Source organism: Pseudomonas matsuisoli (assembly GCF_014647635.1).
Classification (GTDB): domain Bacteria; phylum Pseudomonadota; class Gammaproteobacteria; order Pseudomonadales; family Pseudomonadaceae; genus Pseudomonas_P; species Pseudomonas_P matsuisoli.
The window spans coordinates 142764-163135 of the sequence record NZ_BMPO01000003.1 but is presented as its reverse complement, the minus strand read 5'-3'; the positions used below and the strand labels follow the sequence as shown (position 1 = coordinate 163135).

Genomic DNA, 20372 nt, shown 5'->3' with positions numbered 1-20372 from the left:
CTTGGGCTAGTGCTCGGCCCATTACCAATCGCGAGCATGGCTGGTCGCAGCCCGGCTCGCTCCCACAAGAGTTACCGATAACGATCAGATGTTCCTTATGAATCAACAGGATATCGATTCGTGAATGGCCATTACTGCAGGATCACTCACCCTTGCCCGGTGCGAGCATATCCTCGGCGCGCACCCACGTATCGAACTGCTCGTTCGTCAGGTGGCCTAGCTCCACTGCAGTCTCCCGCAGTGTCTTGCCTTCGGCGTAGGCTTTCTTCGCAATTTCCGCTGCCTTGTCGTAGCCGATATGCGGGTTCAATGCGGTCACCAGCATCAGCCCCCGCTCAAGGTGCGCAGCCATTTGCGCCTCGTCCGCCTCGAGCCCCGCGATGCAGTGCTCATTGAAGTTGCGGCAGCCATCGGCGAGCAGGCGAATCGATTGCAGAACGTTGTGAATGATGACGGGCTTGAAGACGTTCAGCTGCAGGTGCCCCTGACTGGCCGCAAAGCCAACCGTCGCATCGTTCCCCATGACCTGGCACGCCAGCATCGAAAGCGCTTCGCACTGCGTCGGGTTGACCTTGCCCGGCATGATCGAGCTGCCAGGCTCGTTCGCAGGCAGCCGGACTTCCGCAAAACCGGCGCGCGGGCCTGAGCCCAGCAAACGTAGGTCGTTGGCGATTTTCATTAGCGCGACCGCGAGCGTCTTGAGCGCGCCCGAGAAGTGCGTCAGCGGTTCGTGCCCGGACAATGCCGCAAATTTGTTCGGCGCTGAGACCAGCGGCAAACCAGAGAGGGCGGCCAGTTCCGCAGCGATGGCTTCGCTGAAACCCTGTGGTGAATTCAGGCCGGTGCCCACTGCGGTGCCGCCCTGTGCAAGCTCGCAGACCATTGGCAATGAGCCCCTGATTGCACGCTCTGCATAATCGAGCTGGGCAACGAATGCGGACAGCTCCTGGCCAAACGTGACAGGCGTTGCATCCATCATGTGAGTGCGGCCGGTCTTGACCAATTCACTGTACTGCGCGGACTTTGCGGCCAACCCACCGGACAGTTCGGAGATCGCGGGCAACAGCTGCTCATGCACCGCCTTGACGGTCGCGATATGCATGGCGGTTGGGAAACAGTCGTTAGAGCTCTGTCCACGGTTCACGTGATCGTTCGGGTGGACGGGGCTCTTGCCGCCCCGATTATTGCCGGCCAATTCATTGGCCCTGCCAGCGATCACCTCGTTCACGTTCATATTGCTCTGGGTGCCGCTGCCGGTTTGCCAAACCACCAGCGGGAACTGGTCGTTATGCTTGCCGGCCAATATCTCGTCGGCGGCCTGTTCAATGAGTCGTGCGATGTCCGGGGGCAGTGCTCCGGTACGCGCATTGACGCGTGCCGCTGCCTTCTTGATCAACGCAAGTGCATGGGCGACCTGCAGCGGCATCGGCTGTTCGCCAATGGCGAAATTGATCATCGATCGCTGAGTCTGGGCGCCCCAATAGGCGTCTTCCGGTACTTCGATCGGGCCCAGGCTATCGCTTTCTGTACGGCTCATTCGGTGGCTCCCTGACGATTGAAAAATGGAGGTCGAGTCTAACTCGATGATTCGCGAATGAGAAATAGTTGCATCTAAATACTGCCATCTCTCCCGTTAGCTGACCTGCCCGAGGCTTGCGCAGTTGCATGAAAATTCGAACGGCTGACGCGTGGGATGCTTGAGCGTGTGCACGTCGCGGCGCAGAATGGCCGGCCTGTATGTCACTCGGTAAGGAGTTCTCGATGAACCATCGCCCCTTTCTTCTCGCGCTATGCCTACTCGGTGGCAGCACCGGTGCATGGGCCGACGCAAGAAGCCATCAGGCCGAGGCAGAGCGCTTCCTTCAGTTGGCCCAAGCGGACAAGCTGACCGTGCCGGTCTATGCGCAAGTCCAGCAGATGTTCGCGCAGCGCTTCGAGGAAGCCAAAGCGCCAGAATCCAAGAAAGCCACTCTGGAGCGCTATCAGGCGAAAGCCAATACCGCCCTGGACAAGGCGGTTGGTTGGAATCAGATCAAACCCGACATGGTGAAGCTGTACACGACCAATTTTTCCGAGGCCGAGCTTCAGCAATTGATCACCTTCTATCAATCGCCACTTGGCAAGAAGGTCATGCAGCAACTGCCCGCCTTGAACGCCCAGTCCGCGCAGATTGCCCAGGCTCGACTCGAAAAAGCAGTACCTGAAGTTAATGGCTTGATGGAACAGATGAGCAAGGAGCTGGGCGTGCCGGCCCAGAAGCAACCATGAGCATGCGCGAGCGTTTGTTGAATGCGCTGGCAGCGCTGGAGCCCCTGCATCTGGAAGTGCTGGATGAGAGCCATATGCACAGCCGGGGCCAGGAAACGCATTACAAAGCCGTAATCGTAAGCCCTGCATTCGATGGGCTGAACCGGGTGAAGCGCCATCAGAAGGTCTACGCCACACTTGGCGATTTGATGACCCAATTTCATGCGCTGGCGTTACACACCTATACCGCTGCTGAATGGGCCGACCAAGGCGTAGCGCCGGATTCGCCGACCTGCCGTGGCGGCAGCAAGCATGATTTGGCGGGCTGAACGGCGGCAACCCGACCGTCCAATCTGGTTTGCCGGTGTGCATTCGTAGGGTGGAATCCCGAAGGGCTTCCACCGTTCACCGCGTGACGATGTGACCCTAGCGCTCGCTGTCGTGCCAAGTGTGCCCATTACGCTGTAGCAACAGGTTCGCCTGCTCGGGTCCATTGGTGCCGGCGGAGTAGGGCCGGGGTCGCTTGTAGTGTTGCCCCCACCCTTCGATGATCGTATCGACCCAACGCCAGGCCGCTTCCACTTCGTCGCGGCGCATGAAGAGCTTCGAGTCGCCCTCTATTACGTCCAGTAGTAACCGCTCGTAGGCATCCCAGCGGCGTTTGCTTTGCTTGAACGCATTTGCCAGGTTCAGATCGAACTCGACCGGCTCCAGCGACATGCCTTTGCCGGGTCGTTTGGCCATCATCTGAGCGGTGATCCGCTCTTCGGGTTGGATACTGATGAGTAAGCGATTAGCGTGGCCTTCGGTGCCGAACAGGTGGTGAGGCACCGGCTTGAATTGGATAACGATCTCGGACGTTTTCTTCGCCATTCGCTTGCCGGTGCGCAAATAGAACGGAACGCCGGCCCAGCGCCAGTTCTGCACTTCGGCTTGGATCGCCACGAACGTCTCAGTGTCGCTGTCGTTGTCCACGTTTTCTTCGAAGTAATAGGCCGGAACATCGCGCCCGCCGACAGAGCCTTCGGCGTACTGACCGCGCACCGTTTTATCGTAGGTGTCCTGGCCGGTGATAGGTCGTAGCGCCTCCAGCACCTTGAGTTTCTCGTTGCGTACGGCGTCGGCGTTGTAGCTCACCGGTGGCTCCATGGCGACCAGGCAGAGCAGTTGCAGCAGGTGATTTTGCACCATGTCCCGCATGGCGCCTGAACCATCGTAATAACCGCCGCGGGTCTCGACGCCCAGTGTTTCGTTCACCGTGATCTGCACATGGTCAATGAACGCAGCGCGCCAGGTCGGCTCGTACAGCAGATTGGCGAAGCGCAGCGCCATGAGGTTTTGCACGGTTTCCTTACCTAGGTAATGATCGATACGGAAGATACGGGATTCGTCGAATACCTCGCCGATGGCGGCGTTGATGTCGAGCGCCGATTCCAGCGAGTGGCCGAGCGGCTTTTCGAGCACGATGCGCGACTCCGGCCCGGCCAGCCCCGCCTGCGCAAGGTTGCGTGCGATAGGAACGAATAGATTGGGCGCCGTAGCGAGGTAATGGACCATGACCCGGCCCTCGCTGTGCGCGAGCCGTTTGGCGAGGCGGTCGATATCGCTGCTGCGCGACGCATCGATGGACAAGTAGTTAAGGCGTGAAACGAAGCTGCGCCACGCCTGGGTGTCGAGATCAGCGGCCGCGATGTGCGCATGACAATGGCGCTCCACCAGCGCTTCGAACGCCGCATCATCGAGTTCTCGGCGTGCCAGGCAGAAGATCCGCGTGTCTGCCGGCAGGCGCTCGTCGTTGTGCAAGTGATAGAGCGCAGGCAGCAGTTTATGCAGGGACAAATCGCCCGTACCGCCGAAGACGAGAATGTCGCAGGTGGTTGCTATCGTAAGACGCGTCACGAAACCTCCGAGGGCTATTTCCAGTCATTTCTGGTGTCGATGAGTCGCTCCAGAGCGCGGCCTCGCTCCTGGCAGCTTCTACGAAAATGGCACTTTATCGATAGGCGTCCGAGCTGATATTCACGGCTCGTGTACCCGATCAATCGACCGCAAGTACGCCCTGCAGTGCCACGGATAGCGCTGTAACGCGTTAAGGGCGGTCTTTTTTAGGTATGAACGTCGGCATGTAGTATAACTACACGATCGCTACAGGCCCTTGGCCCCACAGGTAGCATCGCCGAGTCAGACACCGTGAATCTGCTACAGCACATCGCCCAATCCCGCCACCTACTCCGCAAGTCCGAACTCAAGGTTGCTGACCACGTGCTGGCGGATGCGCCTTCAGTCATGCACAGCTCGATGGCTGATCTGGCGCATGTCGTAGGGGTCAGCGAACCTACCATCGTCCGCTTCTGTCGTGCGATTGGTTGCGTTGGATTCCAGGATCTCAAGCTCAAATTGGCGCAGAGCCTGGCTGCCGGGGCAAGCTTTGGGCAGTTCGCCATTCACGAAGACGATGCGGTCGTGGACTTCAGCATGAAGATCATCGACACCACGCTTCACACACTGATGGCGATTCGCGAAAAGCTCGATACGACAGCGCTTGAGCGCGCTATCGATGTGTGCCGCCAGGCCGAGCGCATCGAGTTCTACGGTTTCGGCGCGTCTGGAGCGGTGGCAGCTGACGCCCAGCACAAGTTCTTCCGCCTATTGCTCAACGCCGCGGCGTATTCCGATCCGCATATGCAGGCGATGTCTGCGGTAACCCTCAAGCCTACCGATGTCGCTGTGTGTATTTCTCAATCCGGGCGCTCCAAGGACCTGCTGACAACGGCGCACTTGGTGCGGGAAGTCGGTGCAAATTTGATCACGTTATGCCCAGGACAAACGCCGTTGGCGGATTTGGCGACAGTCAACTTGGCCATCGACGTGCAGGAGGACACGGAGATCTATACGCCGTTGACCTCGCGCATTGCGCATCTCGTCGTAATCGATGTGCTGGCCATGGGCGTCGCGATGGCGCGCGGGCCAAATCTCGTCAATCACCTGAAGAGCGTCAAGCGCAGCCTCCGTGGCTTGAGGCTCTCGCCAAAGTCGATCAGGACGATCGACGAATAGCGTCCTGGTACTGCGGCCGGTTCACGTCTTCTTCACAGTCCTGGCATCGATCTGTCATACGTCTCACCGATGCTGAAGGTCCTGCTTATGTGGAGAGACGTCATGTCAGACCTATTCGCATCCAAACCCGTTGCTCGCCTGGATGATGAGCGCAAAGCGCGCCGCAAGATGGAAGACCAGCGCCGCATGGCATTCCGTCGAGCCATCGAGAGCTACGCCGAGCAGCGCCAGCTGCAACACGAGCTGGCCGATTACCCTGATCTGGTCGTTGCCAATTACCAAGCAGTATCGAACCATGGCCGTTATGCCGGTGCAGCGCAACGCTGATCTGGGCCCGCACAGGGCTTTTCCAGCGTAAGCGGGCCGCCTGCGGCACCGGAAGCGCCTCGATAGCCTGCAAGCGATGATCGCTGTAAATGCGCCCGCGGCTAAGCATCGCCGCTTTCTTGATACGCTCGCTGCGCCATGACGCAAAGTTCGTAACATTCTAAAAAGGCCGCACGTTTACATGCGGCCTTTTCCGTTCACGCAGCTGTGATACAACCTTCCTTTTTCCTTCGTCCGCTGCGACGCCACCGGACGTGGGCTACCCGTAAAGAGTGTCAGGTCAGGGGGCTGTGTCGAACTCGCCCGACAGCGCTGTGTCGATGACTTTTCCAAGGGAAATCCGGATCGCGCGGCCATTCATGGGTCGGGCGCCGTGCCGCAGCGGGATCAAACCCGCTTGATCGGGACCGGTCCTGCTGATCGTTAAAGGAATGATGAATGCCGCGTGTTCGTATGATTTTGTTTATCGTCGTGCTGACAGCTGTCATCGCCGGCGTTTATTTCTGGATAACGCGTGAGCCTCAGCCCACGAGCGCGGCGGATACGTCAGTGCCCGTAGAGGTTGCACGCGTCGAGCGACGCGACGTGCCCATGCTGATCCGCTCGCTCGGATTTGTCCGCGCATTGCGCAGTATCGACATACGTCCCCAAGTCGGCGGCATGTTAGTGGAACTGCCGGCTACCGAGGGGAAAGTGGTCAAGCGCGGTGATCTACTCGCGCGCATCGACGACCGCGCAATCCTGGCAAGTCTGCGCCAGGCGGAAGCCGAACGAAACGTTACGCGGGCAGAGCTGAACATTGCGCGTTTGGACCTGAAACGATACGAGAACCTCGTGCGCGATCGTGCTGCGCCGGCCCAGACGCTCGACCAGCAAAAAGCGTTGGTCGCACAGTTGGAGGCGACCTTGGCAACCCGCGAGGCCACAGTGGCGGCAGCGCAGGTTCAGATGAGCTATACCCGGATCGTTTCCCCTACCGATGGCCGGGTTGGTATCCGTAACGCCTATGAAGGCAGTGTGGTCAGCACCAACGACACCACCGGACTGTTCTCGGTTGTGCAGACACAGCCCATCAGCGTCGAGGCCAGCCTGCCGCAGTCGCGACTGCCCGAATTGCAACGCATGCTGGCACGGCCTGAAGGTGCACGGGTGCAGGCATTCGCACAGGATGGCGGTCAGCCCATAGCCGAAGGGCGGCTGACATTGATCGACAACCGGGTTGCGGTGGATTCCGGCACCATCCGCGTGCGCGCCCATTTCGATAACGACGACGAACGCCTGTGGCCCGACCAATCGGTCCTCGTCACCCTTGAGGCCGAGGTGCTAGAAGGCGCACTCGTGGTGCCTTCACGGGCCTTGCGACAGGGTAGCAACGGCCCATTCGTCTGGCTGGTCACGGATGGAAGGGCGGTCACTAAGGCCGTTCACGTTCGTCATCAAACGGACGATATTGCCGTGATCGATAACGTCGAAGTGGGCGATGAAGTCGTCGTCGATGGGCAGGCGCGCCTGCGTCCGGGCGTAGCCGTCTCGCGTGTCGGCGATGAGTCCGTGGCGGAGCCCGGCGCATGAGAACGCGCGGTTTCTATGCGACCTGCATCGAGCATCCGATCGGCACGATACTGTTGTGCATCGCCTTGATCTTGTGCGGTGTGATCGCGTTCACCCGACTTCCGCTCGCACCCTTGCCTGAGGTGGACGCGCCCACGATCCGTGTGTCCGCGGATCTGCCGGGCGCCAGCGCTGAAACCATGGCGTCGTCGGTCGCCACGCCATTGGAAGTTCAGTTCAGTTCCATTCCAGGATTGGCCGACATCTCCTCGACCAGCTCGCTTGGCGAAGTGGAGATCACCCTGGAATTTCAGCTCGACAAGAATATCGATGCCGCAGCGCAAGAGGTTCAGGCTGCGATCAATTCCGCGTCGTCGCGTTTGCCCTCGGATCTTCCCGAGCTGCCGACATGGCGCAAGATCAATCCAGCGGATTCGCCGATCCTGATCTTGGCCGTCAGCTCCGAGACCCTTTCGCCTCAAGAAGTGAGCGATTACGCCGAGGCTTCGTTGGCGCGGCAATTGAGCCAGATCGAAGGCGTCGGCGAGATCCGTACGAACGGTTTGCGCCGTCCGGCTATTCGGGTGCAGGCGCGACCGGAGCTGCTGGTGGCCGCTGGCGTTACGCTCGCGGATATTCGCGCGGCGGTGCAGAGCGCCAGTGGCAATCAACCGGTTGGCGCTATTGTCGGTCAGCATCGACTCGCGACATTGGAGAGCAATGGGCAGTTGTTCACCGAGGAGGATTACGCCGACCTCGTCATCGCTTACCGCAATGGTGCGGCCGTGCGATTGGGCGATGTTGCACGTGTAAGCGAGGGTGTTGAAAACGAATACAGCGAGGCCACACCGAACGGTAAACCAGGGGTAGCCCTTGTGGTGCGGCGTCAGCCAGGCGCCAATATCGTGAGCACCGCGGAAGCGGTCGTGGCGGCGCTACCGCAGCTGACGGCGGGCTTGCCAGCCGACCTCCAGGTGGAGGTGCTCAACGACCGCACCCGAACGATTCGTGCCTCGCTCCATGAAGCCGAGGTCACGCTGATCATCGCGGTCGTGCTCGTGATCGGTGTGATGGCCCTGTTCCTGCGGCAATGGTCGGCGACGGTCGTCGTCTTCTCGGTGCTGCTCACTTCCGTGGTCGGAACCTGTGCGTTGATGTACCTGCTGGGGCTATCGCTGAACAACTTGACGCTGGTGGCGATCATCATTTCCGTGGGATTCATCGTCGACGATGCGATCGTCGTGGTGGAGAACATTCACCGTCATCTCGAAGCGGGGAAAGGGCGGGTGGAAGCGGCACTGACGGGTATTCGCGAAATCGGATTCACGGTCGTGTCCATTAGCCTGTCGCTGGTTGCGGTGTTCATTCCGCTCTTCTTCATGAGCGGCTATGTCGGCTTGCTGTTTCAAGAGTTCGCATTGAGCGCGGCGTCAGCAATCTTCATTTCGGTCGTGGTCTGCCTGACCCTCGCACCGGCCCTGTGTGCGTTGATCATGGATCGCCCGGCGCATCACGCCGGTCCAGGGCCAGTCATGCGGCGAGTCCTAGGTGGCTACGAGCGCGCACTTGTCTGGGCGCTCGACCACCAGCGGACGACATTCGCCGTATTCCTTGGCTGCGTCGCGTTGAGCGTCGCCGGCTTCATCTTCATTCCCAAAGGGTTCTTCCCGCTGCAGGACACCGGTTTCGTGCTGGGCACCACGCAGGCGTCGGCAGATGTGTCCTATGCCGCCATGAAGGAGAAACACCGGCAGCTCAACGCGATACTCACGAGTGATCCGGATGTGATCGCCTTTAATAGCGATGTCGGTAACGACGGCACCTACAGTACGGGGGGCTTGGCTATCGTGTTGAGCGATCCCGATACGCGCAGCGCGACGGTCGAAGACATCATCGATCGTCTGCGCCCTCAATTCGCGAAGATCCCCGACCTTCAAGTCAGCCTTCGGGCATCGCAGGACATCAACATCGGCTCGCGTGCATCGCGTGCGCAATACCAGTACGTCCTCCGGGCGAACTCGCTGGACGATCTGGCGACATGGACGGATCGACTGACGGACGCGCTACGTGAGCATTCGCTGTTTACCGACGTGAGTAACGATCTGCTGTTCGATGCGACCACGCTGCCGCTGCATATCGACCGGGCCGCGGCGTCGCGCTACGGCTTCAACGCCTCTGACATCGACAACGCGCTCTATGACGCCTTCGGTCAGCGGCAGATCAATGAGATTCAGACCGAGTCGAATCAGTACCAAGTCATCCTCGAGCTCAGCAGGGACCAACGCCAGCAAGCGCAAAGTCTCGATTTGTTCCAGTTGCGCTCACCCACCACCGGGCAGTTGGTTCCACTCGGCAGCTTCGTGACCGTCCAGCCCGGCAAGGCAGCACCGGTCTCGATCAATCACAGCAGCATGCTGCCGTCGGCGAATCTGTCATTCAATCTCACCGGTGGTGCCGCGTTGGGCGACGCCGTGGACGCCTTGCACCAGATCCAACGTGACATCGGCATGCCGGGTGAGATTGGCGGGACGTTCCAGGGGTCGGCTCAGGCGTTCCAGCAGACGCTGGCCTCACAGCCATGGCTGATTCTGGCGGCGCTCGTGGCCGTCTACATCATTCTGGGCGTGTTGTACGAAAGCCTCGTCCATCCACTCACGATCCTGTCCACCATCCCTTCGGCGGGCATTGGCGCGCTGCTGCTGCTTTGGCTTTGGGGGCTTACGTTCTCGGTCATGGCGCTGGTCGGATTGATTCTGTTGATTGGGATCGTCAAAAAGAACGGCATCCTGCTGATCGATTTTGCGCTGGCTGCGCAACGGGAGCAGGGCCTGACGCCGCGTGAGGCGATCCACCAGGCGTGCATGACGCGTTTCCGTCCCATCTTGATGACAACGCTGGCAGCGGCGCTGGGGGCTTTCCCTCTCATGCTCGCCTTCGGTACCGGTTCCGAGTTACGTGAACCGCTCGGGGTCGCGGTGGTGGGTGGCTTGATGTTCAGCCAATTGCTAACGCTGCTTACGACGCCGGTGATTTACCTGATGATGGACCGTCATTTCGCGAAAACCCGGCCACACGCCGCAGAGCCGGCAGGGGCGGGCGCATGATCAAACGGATGCTCTCATTGATCTGCGTCGTGCTGGTGGTGACCGGTTGCGCGGGCCGCTCCGAGCCGTTACCGCCCGCGCTACCGGATGAAGCGGTCGCGCAATTGCCACAGCGGTGGTGGGAAGACTTCGAGGATGACGCGCTCGACCGGCTCGTTTCCCTGGCGCTGGCCGACAATCTCGATCTTGCCGCCGCGACCGAGCGAATCCGCGAACTGCGCGCTAACCGACGACAAGCCTCGAGTCAGCTAATGCCCTCGGTGGCGATCAGCGGCAGCCACGAAAATGGGCGGAGCGCGAGCGACGGTCACGATGAAGATTATTTCTACGGGCTCGATCTTGCCTGGGAACTGGACCTGTTCGGGCGTCTGCGCGCCCTGAGCCGTGCGGCGGAAGCCGAGGGGCAAGCTGCGGTAGCGGATTACCGGGCCTTGCGCGTCAGCCTCATCGCAGACGTTGCCGGCGCCTACTTGGACTATCGCCTGGCCCAGCGGGAGGAACGCATCGCGCGGCGTTCTGCGGACTCTCAAGCCGAGACGGCGCGCATCACGCGTATACGGTTCGAACAGGGCACTGCCAGCGGCTTCGATGTCGAGCGCTTCACTGCGCAGGTGGATATCACGCGCGCCGCCATACCTGTCGCGCGGGAGCGCGCGGCCAATGCGCGTTACACCCTCGCGTACCTGCTCAACCGCGAGCAAACCGAGATCGATGCAATTCTCGCAGGGCCCGTCGTCACGTCTGACCTACCTGGAGACGAACGACTCCTGGCGCTGCTCGACCTGCCTGCTGCAAGCCTACGTAGCCGACCGGATGTACGCGCCGCGGAATGGCGCATGTTGCTCGCCGATGAGGAATTGAATGCAGCGCGCGCCTTGCGCTTTCCGCAGCTCACGCTGGGCGGGCTGGTCGGCTTCGAACAGGGGACGAGCCCCGCCGCGTGGTCATTGACGGGGCAGATCCTGCAACCGTTGGTGGACTTCGGACAGATTCGCGCGACCATCGAAGCCAGCGACGCACGTCAGCGGCAGGCGATGCTGGCGTATCAGTCGTCATTGATCGGCGCGCTACGAGAGACCCGCAGCGCCATTGCTTCCTACGCGCAAGGTCTGGAGCGCCAAAGGCTCTTGGGCAGAGCGGTGAGTGCTTCGATGAATGCGACCGAACTCGCGCGTCGTCAATACGATTCGGGCACTGTTTCGCTGATCGAAGTGCTCGATGCCGAACGCACCCTTTTCGACGCGCAACTCAGCGAAGTACAGGCTTCGACGGATGTCATGCTGCGCTGGGTGCAGATCTATCGCACGCTCGGGCTGGCACCCACGCCAGGGCACCTCTAAAAACTACCTGCGTCGCCATCGCTGCGTTAAAAACAGGCTCGGAATGCTCGTTTACACGAGTAAACTCCGCTCCCTCGCCTGTTTTTTCGGGGGCGCCGAGCCCTTGCGCTGACTGCCTCGCCTACGTTTTTAGAGATGCCCGCCCGAGAATGATAAGGCCGACGCGCCGAATTGATCGGCGCGGTCTACCAAGCGGCGCTGGACGCTTGTTGTAATGCCTCGTCTCGCTGTCGCCGCGCATATTTGAGGCGCTGGGGAGGCTTCCGCGATAAGGAACAATGATAATGATCACCGCCTTCGCCTTATGTGTCTTTCTGTTAGCTGGCGTAGTGAAAGGCGTGGTAGGCATGGGGCTTCCCACCATTGCCATCGGCTTGCTGGTCCTGGCGATGACCCCGGTCGAGGCGTCGGCGCTCCTGCTCATCCCATCGATGGTGACCAATCTCTGGCAACTGTTCGCTGGGCCCTCGCCATGGGCCCTATGCCAACGCCTGTGGTCGATGATGGTGGCCCTGTTCATCGGCGTATTGCTGACGAGCCAATGGCTCGTAGGGTCCGGCAGCGGTTGGATACCGGCAGTGCTGGGTACCATCCTGATTCTCTACGGACTTCTGGGGCTCTCGGCGGTGCGCTTTTCCGTTGCGCCGGGCAAAGAGACCGTTCTCTCACCGGTGATGGGGTTCGTGACTGGGCTGGTCACTGGCCTAACGGGGGTTTTCGCCATCCCGGCGGTGCCGTATCTACAGGCACTCGGGTTACGCAAGGAAGACCTCATCCAAGCGCTCGGCCTTTCTTTTACGGTAGCGACGGTCGCCCTCGGCGTCGGCATCTGGCTGCACGGTGGGTTGCAGCAGCTTGACCCGCTATGGTCATGCCTGATGCTTGTTCCAGCGCTCTTGGGAATGTGGCTAGGGCAATGGGTGCGTAGTCGGCTCAGTGAAACCCTGTTCCGCCGCGTGTTCTTCTTAGGGCTGATCGCATTGGGCGCGCACTCGCTCTTTCGCGCTATCGGGTGAAATTACGTTTGCAGGCAGCAAGAGCGATCGCCAGCAAGCTGGTCGCAGCCCGGCTGGCATCCTACAGATGCGTAGAACCGAGTATTGGCTTATGTAGGAGCCAGCTTGCTGGCGATCGCTTTTATTACCCGCGTTTCCCAAAATCCGTAAGGGTGACTACCCCCTTCAGCCGCCCGCATACGGGGGGACTCGTTGCCTACCTACGCGCCGAACGATCGCGGAGATACTCGACCACCTCATCCTGCGTGCCTGCAAACTCGATGCGGTCCGCTTTGCTCTCCCGTTGATAGGCGTACATCGGATCGTAGTACTCCTCCAACAAGCCAGCGATCCAGGTGCGGTGTAGATCGGTATTCCCTGAGCGGTTCTGTTCATCCAGAGCCGTCTGCATGGCGACGTGCAGGCGGTGATGGCGTTCGCCGCCCAGGCGTTTCTGAATGTTCTTCAGGCTTTGCAGCATGCGTTCGGCAAAACGCTCGAAACCCTGTTCACCATGCAGCGCCTGGAACTCCGCATGGAGATCGACGACATAGTCCCGCAGGATGCGCTCAACGCGACCGTCCAACGAATCTTCCAGCCATACCATCGGGAATTGCTGCATACCTTGATGCAGCGACAGCGGCAATGAACAGGCACCGATCAGGCGGCTTTCATCTTCCAAGACGAAATGACCGAGCCCAGCATCCCGCCTTTTCAGCAAGTCGATCGCCAGGCGATTCTCAAAGTCGATTTGCGCAGGTTGGGGCAGGGCACGCTTGCCGAAGCTAGAGCCCCGGTGATTAGCGTGCTCTTCCAGATCCACAGCATTGGGCAATCGCGCCAGCACATCGGTCTTGCCGGTGCCGGTCATCCCACCCACGACGACGAAATCACACTCGGCGACGGCTGCGTCCAGCGTATCCACCAGGAAGGTGCGCATGGCCTTGTAGCCACCAACGACGCGGGGGTATTCGATACCCGCTTCGGTTTTCAGCCATTGCTGGGCAATCTGCGAACGCAGCCCGCCACGGAAGCAATACATGTAGCCATCCGGGTTGGCCTTTGCGAACGCCGCCCAGGCTTCGATACGGGCGGCCTTGAGCTTGCCAGCGACAAGCGAGTGCCCCAGTTCGATGGCCGCCTGCTGCCCATGAAGCTTGTAGCAGGTGCCCACCTTTTGCCGCTCCACGTCGGTCATGAGTGGCAGGTTGGTAGCTTCGGGGAATGCGCCTTTGGCGAATTCGACCGGTGCTCGGGTATCCAGCAACGGCACATCGCCCAAAAAGAGCTCACGGTAATGATCGATATCAGCGCGCATCAACGGACCTCGACGGCGTGCTGCTGTCGGTCGACGATCCGGCCAATGGGCGATAGGTCCAGACCCAGTTCACGGGCACACGCCAGAAACGCATCACGTCCCTCTGGCGCGACCGCGACGAGCAAACCGCCACTGGTTTGCGGGTCGCACAGCAACTGCCGCTGCGCCTCGTTCAGCGGGGCGATACGCTCGCCGTAGCTTTCGAAATTACGTCCGGTGCCGCCCGGCGCGCAGCCTTCGGCCAGGTAGTGATCGATACCTGGCAAGCGCGGCACGCAGGCGTAGTCAAGCTCCGCCGTGACGCCGGCGCCGTCGGCCATCTCCACCAGGTGACCAAGCAGTCCGAAACCGGTGACGTCGGTCATGGCTTTGACGCCTTCGAGCTTGCCGAAGCGGCTTCCGGGCTTGTTCAACGTGCACATCCAATCTCGAGCGACGCCAACGTCTTCCGGGCGCAATTTGGCTTTCTTCTCAGCGGTGGTCAGGATGCCGATGCCCAGCGGCTTGGTGAGGTACAGCTCGCAACCCACGGTAGCGGTGTCGTTGCGCTTGAGTGCTTGCTTGTCCACCACGCCCGTCACGGCCAAGCCGAAGATGGGTTCCGGTGCATCGATGGAATGCCCGCCAGCGAGGGGGATTCCAGCCTCATCGCAGACCGCGCGCCCGCCACGAATGACCTCGCGCGCCACTTCCGGAGGCAGTACGTTGACTGGCCAGCCGAGAATTGCGATCGCCATCAATGGGTCGCCGCCCATGGCGTAGATATCACTGATGGCATTCGTGGCAGCGATGCGGCCGAAGTCGTAGGGATCATCGACGATCGGCATGAAGAAATCGGTGGTGGACACCACCCCACGCGTCTCGTCCAGCGCATAGACAGCCGCATCGTCGCGTGACGCGTTGCCGACCCAGAGGCGCGGGTCGAGGTTCTGCGCACCGCTGCCCGCCAGGATCGTATCCAGCACCTTCGGCGATATCTTGCAGCCGCATCCCGCACCGTGGCTGTACTGGGTCAAGCGGATCGGTTCACTCATGGCAGGCACCTCGCGATTTGCAGATGGGAGCGGATTCTAGGGGTATTGGTGCTGGCGAGCGAGTCGGGCCCGATGTGTAACGAGTATGGGGTGGTGCAGTGCCTACGCCGATACAGGACGCCCGTCGTCCCGGTCGTGCACTTTTTCGCCCAGGGCATACGTGGCCTTGATGACGCGGTCGTCGCCCAGTGTGATCAGTGCAAACAGCCGTTCGGCGATGCTTCGGGCGTGTTGCAGCCGGAAGCCGAGCAAAGGCGTGGCCTGGTAGTCGAGCACGATAAAATCCGCTTCCTTGCCCGCCTCGAAGTTACCGATGCGGTCATCCAGATACAGCGCGCGGGCGCTGCCCAACGTCGCGAGGTAGAGCGCTTTGAACGGGTCCAGATTCTGACCTTTAAGCTGCATCACTTTGTAGGCTTCGCTCAGCGAACGGAGTTGTGAAAAGCTGGTGCCGCCGCCTACATCAGTGCCCAGGCCGACTCGAATGCCATGCGTTTCGGCCTGTTCAAGGTCGAAAAGTCCGCTGCCAAGGAAGAGGTTGGACGTCGGGCAGAAGGCGACCGCCGATCCTGTTTCGCCAAGACGCGCGCATTCGGCGTCGCACAAGTGAACGCCGTGCGCGAAGACGGCGCGAGGGCCGATCAGGTTGTGGTGGTCATACACGTCGAGATAGCCACTGCGTTCGGGAAAAAGCGCTTTCACCCAATCGATTTCCTGCACATTTTCCGAAAGGTGCGTGTGCATGTATAAGCCGGGGTAGTCATGGAACAAGGTGCCGGCCAAGGCAAGCTGCTCAGGCGAGCTGGTTGGCGCAAAACGTGGCGTCACGGCATAGGCCAGTCGGCCTTTACCGTGCCAGCGCTCGATCAGCGCCCGGCTTTCGGCATCACCTGATTCGGCGGTGTCGGTAAGGTAGTCCGGCGCGTTGCGATCCATCAGCACCTTACCCGCGATCATGCGCAGGCGGCGTTCCAAGGCCGCTTCGAAGAAGGCATCGACCGATTGCGGATGAACCGTGCCGAACACGAGCGCTGTGGTGGTGCCGTTACGCAGTAGCTCATCGAGAAAGACCTTCGCTGTCTTGGCTGCGTGATCTCGGTCATGAAAGGCGCCTTCGGCAGGGAAGGTGTACGTGTTGAGCCAGTCGAGCAACTGTGCGCCGTAAGAGGCAATCATGCCGGTCTGCGGGTAGTGGATGTGAGTATCGATGAAGCCAGGCGTGATCAGCGCGTTCGGAAATTCGGTAATGTCGACGCCGTTTAGATCTTGCAGCAGTGCTTGCGCATCTCCCACGCGGACGACATGCCCATCTTCAACCAGCAAAAGCCCATCTTCGAAGTAGCGATAGGACGCATCGCTGCCGACGTCTCTCGGGTTAGCGATACTGTGGATCAGGGCTGAGCGGTAGGCTTTGACAGGCATGGTGAACTCTATGGGTGAAGCGGTGGAAAGGCGGGGCGCACGGATAACGCTTTTTTTGTAGGAGCCCACCGGGCTGCGATCAGCTTGTGGGCGATCATCGATCAATCAGACGCGTAGGCGTCTATTCGGGCGCAAATCGCCCACAAGTGGGCTCCTACATGCGAGTGCCGCGCCCTTGTGGAATGCGCTGGATATGGCCGGGCATCACGAATATCGGCGAATGTAGGATTCGGTCTCCTGAGCGTCAATGAAACCTGCCTTTGATGGTTGATTCTTTCACTGTGCGTTGCGCAGCGCTGCCTCGTGCATTGGAGGAAAGCGGTCGCGTTGTTAAACTCCCGCGCGTTGCGCACTTTGCCCGCTGACGCCCCGTCCGCGCGGGCTTCCATTCAAGGACCCCGATGACATTCGCCGTGCTGGTGTTTTGGCCGTATTCGTTGATACCTGCTCCAGGTGAACGCTCCGCATGCGTCTGAAAAGCATCAAGCTCGCCGGCTTCAAGTCCTTCGTCGATCCGACCACGGTCAATTTCCCCAGCAATATGGCCGCCGTGGTAGGCCCAAACGGGTGTGGGAAGTCGAACATCATCGATGCCGTGCGTTGGGTCATGGGCGAAAGCTCGGCGAAGAACCTGCGCGGCGAGTCCATGACGGACGTTATCTTCAACGGCTCGAATACGCGCAAGCCCGTGACGCAGGCCAGCATTGAGCTGATCTTCGATAATTCTGACAACACGTTGACTGGCGAGTACGCCGCCTATGCGGAGATATCTATCCGCCGCCGCGTGACGCGTGATGCGCAGAACACTTATTTCCTGAACGGCGTGAAATGCCGCCGCCGCGATATCACCGACATCTTTCTCGGCACCGGGCTTGGACCGCGCAGCTACTCGATCATCGAGCAGGGCATGATCTCCAAGCTCATCGAAGCCAAGCCGGAAGACCTGCGTAATTTCATCGAGGAAGCAGCCGGTATCTCCAAGTACAAGGAGCGCCGCCGTGAGACTGAAAACCGTATCCGCCGGACCCAGGAAAACCTCGCCCGCCTGGAAGACCTGCGCGAGGAACTGGAACGCCAAATCGAGCGGCTACACCGGCAGGCTCAGGCCGCTGAAAAGTATCAGGAATACAAAGCCGAAGAACGCCAGCTCAAAGCGCAGCTTTCGGCACTGCGCTGGCGTGCGCTGGATGAAGTCGCCACTCAGCGCGAGAAGGTGATTGGCGATCAGGAAGTCGCGATGGAGGCGCTGGTGGCGGAGCAGCGCAACGCCGACGCGGGGATCGAGCGACTACGCGATGGGCACCATACGTTGTCCGAACGATTCAATCTCGTGCAGGGGCGCTTCTACTCGGTCGGCGGCGATATCGCGCGGGTCGAACAAAGTATTCAGCACGGTCAGCAGCGGCTGCGGCAGTTGCAGGACGACCTGCGCGAAGCGGAAAAGGCCCGTCTGGAAACCGAATCACATTTGGGCCATGACCGCACCCTGCTTGCGACGCTTGCCGAAGAGCTGGACATGCTCGCCCCGGAAAGCGAATTGGCCCAGGCCGCCGCCGAAGAATCGGCCATCGGGCTGGAAGACGCCGAAGCCTCGATGCACGACTGGCAAGAGCGCTGGGATGCATTCACGCAGCAAAGCGCGGAGCCGCGTCGTATTGCCGAAGTGCAGCAAGCGCGGATCCTGCAATTGGAGCAAACGCTTGAACGCGCGACCGAACGTGAGCGGCGTTTGCAGGATGAGCTGGCGCTGCTTGCGGCGGACCCGGAAGACGCCGCTATCCAGGAATTGAACGAAGCGCTTGCGGAAATCGAGATAACGCTCGAAGACGGCCAGGCGGCTGAAGCAGAGGTTGCCGACGCACTCGAGCAGGCCCGCGACGCACTGCAGGGGGCGAGCACCGTCCAGCAGCACGCTCAGGGCGAGTTGCAACGATTAAACGGACGGATCGCCTCGCTGGAAGCCTTGCAGCAAGCGGCACTCGACCCGGGTGCCGGGGTGTCGGCCTGGTTGTCCGAGCATGAATTGGCAGATCAACCGCGCCTGGCGGAAGGGTTGCGTGTCGAATCGGGCTGGGAGCTCGCCGTGGAAACGGTACTGGCCGCCGATCTGCAAGCCGTCATCGTGGAGTCGTTCGATGAAGTCGCGGTGCGTGGCTTCGATCAGGGCGATCTGCGTCTGGTGCGGCGGGGCCAACCCGCTGTCTCGACGGCAGGCTCGCTGCTAGAGAAGGTCGAAAGTGAGATCGATCTATCGCCTTGGCTGAGCCACGTGAGCGTCGTCGAGTCACTGGATGATGCGCTTGCGCGTCGGGCGAGCCTGCGCGCGGGGGAAACAGTTGTCAGTCGCGACGGTTACTGGGTCGGCCCCAACTTCTTGCGCGTGAAGCGCGCGAGTGCGGCGGAGTCGGGATTGTTGGCGCGTGCTCAGGAGCTTGAGCAGCTGGCAGACGAACGCGCGGCTTGCGAGGTGCGCCTTCGAACAGCCGGGGAACAGGTCGAGAACGGTAGCCAGCGTATTCGCGAGCTGGAAGGGGCACGGGAAGCGCTTCGCCGGCAGGCGCAGGCCGATGCCCGTCAACAGGCCGAATTGAACGCGCAGCTGTCCGCGCAACAGGCGAAGGTCGAACAACTGACCTTACGGCGGCGACGTTTGGACGAGGAAGTCGTCGAGCTTGCCGAACAGCGGGAATTGGAAACCGAACAACTCGGCGAGGCGCGTTTGCAGCTGCAGGACGCATTGGATGCGATGTCCTCCGACACCGAAAAGCGCGAGCAGCTGATGAGCGAGCGCGATCGGTTGCGTGAGTGTCTGGATTCGGTTCGACAAGAAGCGCGACAACAGAAGGACCAGCTCAACGCGCTGGCGGTCAGGCAGAGTTCGCTGCGCGCCCAGCATGACTCGACGCGACAGGCGCTGGAGCGCCTTGAATCGCAATTCGAGCGTGCGGTCGAGCGCCGTGAACAGCTCACGCTGAACCTGGAAGAAGGTGAGGCACCGCTCGAAGAACTGCGCATGAAGCTCGAAGCGCTCCTGGAGAGTCGGCTGGCGGTCGAAGAGGAACTACGCGAAGCCCGCACGGCCATGGAAGACGCCGACCGCGAGCTGCGCGACGTGGAAAAACGCCGCACGAGCGCGGAACAGCAAGCGCACCTGCTGCGCAGCCAGCTGGAACAGCAGCGGCTGGACTGGCAAGGCGTGAGCGTTCGCCGCGCCGGCCTTCGCGAGCAATTGCAAACCGACGGTTTCGATCTGCAAGGGGTGATCGACACCCTGCCCGACGGGGCGACCGAGGCGGGTTGGGAAGAGGCGTTGGAGCGTGTCGCGGCGCGTATCGCAAGGCTTGGCCCGATCAACCTGGCCGCGATTGACGAGTACCAGCAGCAATCCGAGCGCAAACGTTACCTCGACACGCAAAACGCAGACTTAGTCGACGCCCTCGAAACGCTGGAAAACGTGATCCGCAAGATCGACCGTGAAACACGTAATCGCTTCAAGGAAACCTTCGAGCAGATCAACGCTGGCCTACAAGCTTTGTTTCCAAAGGTATTTGGCGGCGGCAGCGCCTATCTGGAACTAACCGGCGAAGATCTACTCGATACCGGGGTGGCAATCATGGCGCGCCCGCCGGGCAAGAAGAACAGCACCATTCATCTGCTTTCGGGCGGGGAAAAGGCGCTCACCGCGCTGGCGTTGGTTTTTGCCATCTTTCAGCTCAATCCCGCACCGTTCTGCATGCTCGATGAGGTCGACGCACCGCTGGACGATGCGAACGTGGGTCGCTATGCGCGACTGGTTAAAGAGATGTCGGAGAAGGTGCAATTCATCTATATCACTCACAACAAAATCGCGATGGAAATGGCCGATCAACTAATGGGCGTGACCATGCATGAGCCGGGTTGCTCGAGGCTGGTTGCGGTCGATGTCGAGGAGGCCGTTGCGTTAGCGGAAGCCTGATGCAACAGAGCGGTGCAAAATT

The 20372-nt window shown here is 60.6% G+C and carries 14 protein-coding genes; 9 read left to right on the top strand and 5 right to left on the bottom strand.

Annotated elements, in window-relative coordinates; all coding sequences use genetic code 11:
* Positions 1–142 precede the first annotated feature (142 nt).
* Positions 143–1537: a class II fumarate hydratase gene (locus IEY47_RS07015; protein ID WP_188982458.1), complete on the bottom strand. Its 1395-nt coding sequence runs from the start codon at positions 1535–1537 to the stop codon at positions 143–145.
* Positions 1538–1761: 224 nt separating this feature from the next.
* Between IEY47_RS07015 and IEY47_RS07010 the strand changes: the two genes are divergently transcribed.
* Together IEY47_RS07010 and IEY47_RS07005 are read left to right on the top strand one after the other, a co-directional pair.
* Positions 1762–2268, top strand: a complete 507-nt coding sequence (locus IEY47_RS07010) for a DUF2059 domain-containing protein (protein WP_229779293.1) — start codon at positions 1762–1764, stop codon at positions 2266–2268.
* Entirely contained in the window at positions 2265–2576 is a 312-nt protein-coding gene (locus tag IEY47_RS07005; RefSeq protein WP_188982456.1) for a BolA family protein, read from the top strand. Before IEY47_RS07010 ends, IEY47_RS07005 begins: the two co-directional genes overlap by 4 nt.
* A 97-nt stretch (positions 2577–2673) precedes the next feature.
* On the opposite strand, the gene zwf is transcribed toward IEY47_RS07005, so the two are convergent.
* Positions 2674–4146 carry a glucose-6-phosphate dehydrogenase gene (gene zwf / locus IEY47_RS07000; protein WP_229779291.1) on the bottom strand — a complete coding sequence of 491 codons (1473 nt, stop codon included), beginning with the start codon at positions 4144–4146 and terminating at the stop codon, positions 2674–2676.
* A 291-nt stretch (positions 4147–4437) separates the two neighbouring features.
* Between zwf and hexR the strand changes: the two genes are divergently transcribed.
* From hexR to IEY47_RS06970, 6 genes are all read left to right on the top strand, one after another.
* Entirely contained in the window at positions 4438–5304 is an 867-nt protein-coding gene (gene hexR / locus IEY47_RS06995; protein ID WP_188982455.1) for a transcriptional regulator HexR, read from the top strand.
* A 102-nt stretch (positions 5305–5406) separates the two neighbouring features.
* Positions 5407–5631, top strand: a complete 225-nt coding sequence (locus IEY47_RS06990; protein WP_188982454.1) for a PA3496 family putative envelope integrity protein — start codon at positions 5407–5409, stop codon at positions 5629–5631.
* 438 nt (positions 5632–6069) lie between these two features.
* Positions 6070–7203 carry an efflux RND transporter periplasmic adaptor subunit gene (locus tag IEY47_RS06985; RefSeq protein ID WP_188982453.1) on the top strand — a complete coding sequence of 378 codons (1134 nt, stop codon included), beginning with the start codon at positions 6070–6072 and terminating at the stop codon, positions 7201–7203.
* Positions 7200–10286 carry an efflux RND transporter permease subunit gene (locus IEY47_RS06980; RefSeq protein ID WP_188982452.1) on the top strand — a complete coding sequence of 1029 codons (3087 nt, stop codon included), beginning with the start codon at positions 7200–7202 and terminating at the stop codon, positions 10284–10286. Before IEY47_RS06985 ends, IEY47_RS06980 begins: the two co-directional genes overlap by 4 nt.
* Entirely contained in the window at positions 10283–11626 is a 1344-nt protein-coding gene (locus tag IEY47_RS06975; RefSeq protein ID WP_188982451.1) for a TolC family protein, read from the top strand. Before IEY47_RS06980 ends, IEY47_RS06975 begins: the two co-directional genes overlap by 4 nt.
* Positions 11627–11910: 284 nt before the next feature.
* On the top strand, positions 11911–12642 hold the full coding sequence (locus IEY47_RS06970) for a sulfite exporter TauE/SafE family protein (RefSeq protein ID WP_188982450.1): 732 nt from the start codon (positions 11911–11913) through the stop codon (positions 12640–12642).
* Between the two features lie 196 nt (positions 12643–12838).
* On the opposite strand, the gene mnmH is transcribed toward IEY47_RS06970, so the two are convergent.
* The 3 genes from mnmH to guaD all read right to left on the bottom strand — a co-directional run bounded on the left by mnmH (position 12839) and on the right by guaD (position 16395).
* A complete protein-coding gene (mnmH, locus tag IEY47_RS06965) occupies positions 12839–13939 on the bottom strand; it encodes a tRNA 2-selenouridine(34) synthase MnmH (RefSeq protein WP_188982449.1) in 1101 nt (366 codons plus the stop codon).
* Positions 13939–14973: a selenide, water dikinase SelD gene (gene selD / locus IEY47_RS06960; RefSeq protein ID WP_188982448.1), complete on the bottom strand. Its 1035-nt coding sequence runs from the start codon at positions 14971–14973 to the stop codon at positions 13939–13941. Before selD ends, mnmH begins: the two co-directional genes overlap by 1 nt.
* 102 nt (positions 14974–15075) lie before the next feature.
* Positions 15076–16395: a guanine deaminase gene (guaD, locus tag IEY47_RS06955; RefSeq protein ID WP_188982447.1), complete on the bottom strand. Its 1320-nt coding sequence runs from the start codon at positions 16393–16395 to the stop codon at positions 15076–15078.
* Between the two features lie 466 nt (positions 16396–16861).
* Between guaD and smc the strand changes: the two genes are divergently transcribed.
* A complete protein-coding gene (gene smc / locus IEY47_RS06950; RefSeq protein ID WP_188982446.1) occupies positions 16862–20350 on the top strand; it encodes a chromosome segregation protein SMC in 3489 nt (1162 codons plus the stop codon).
* The last annotated feature ends 22 nt before the right edge of the window (positions 20351–20372 follow it).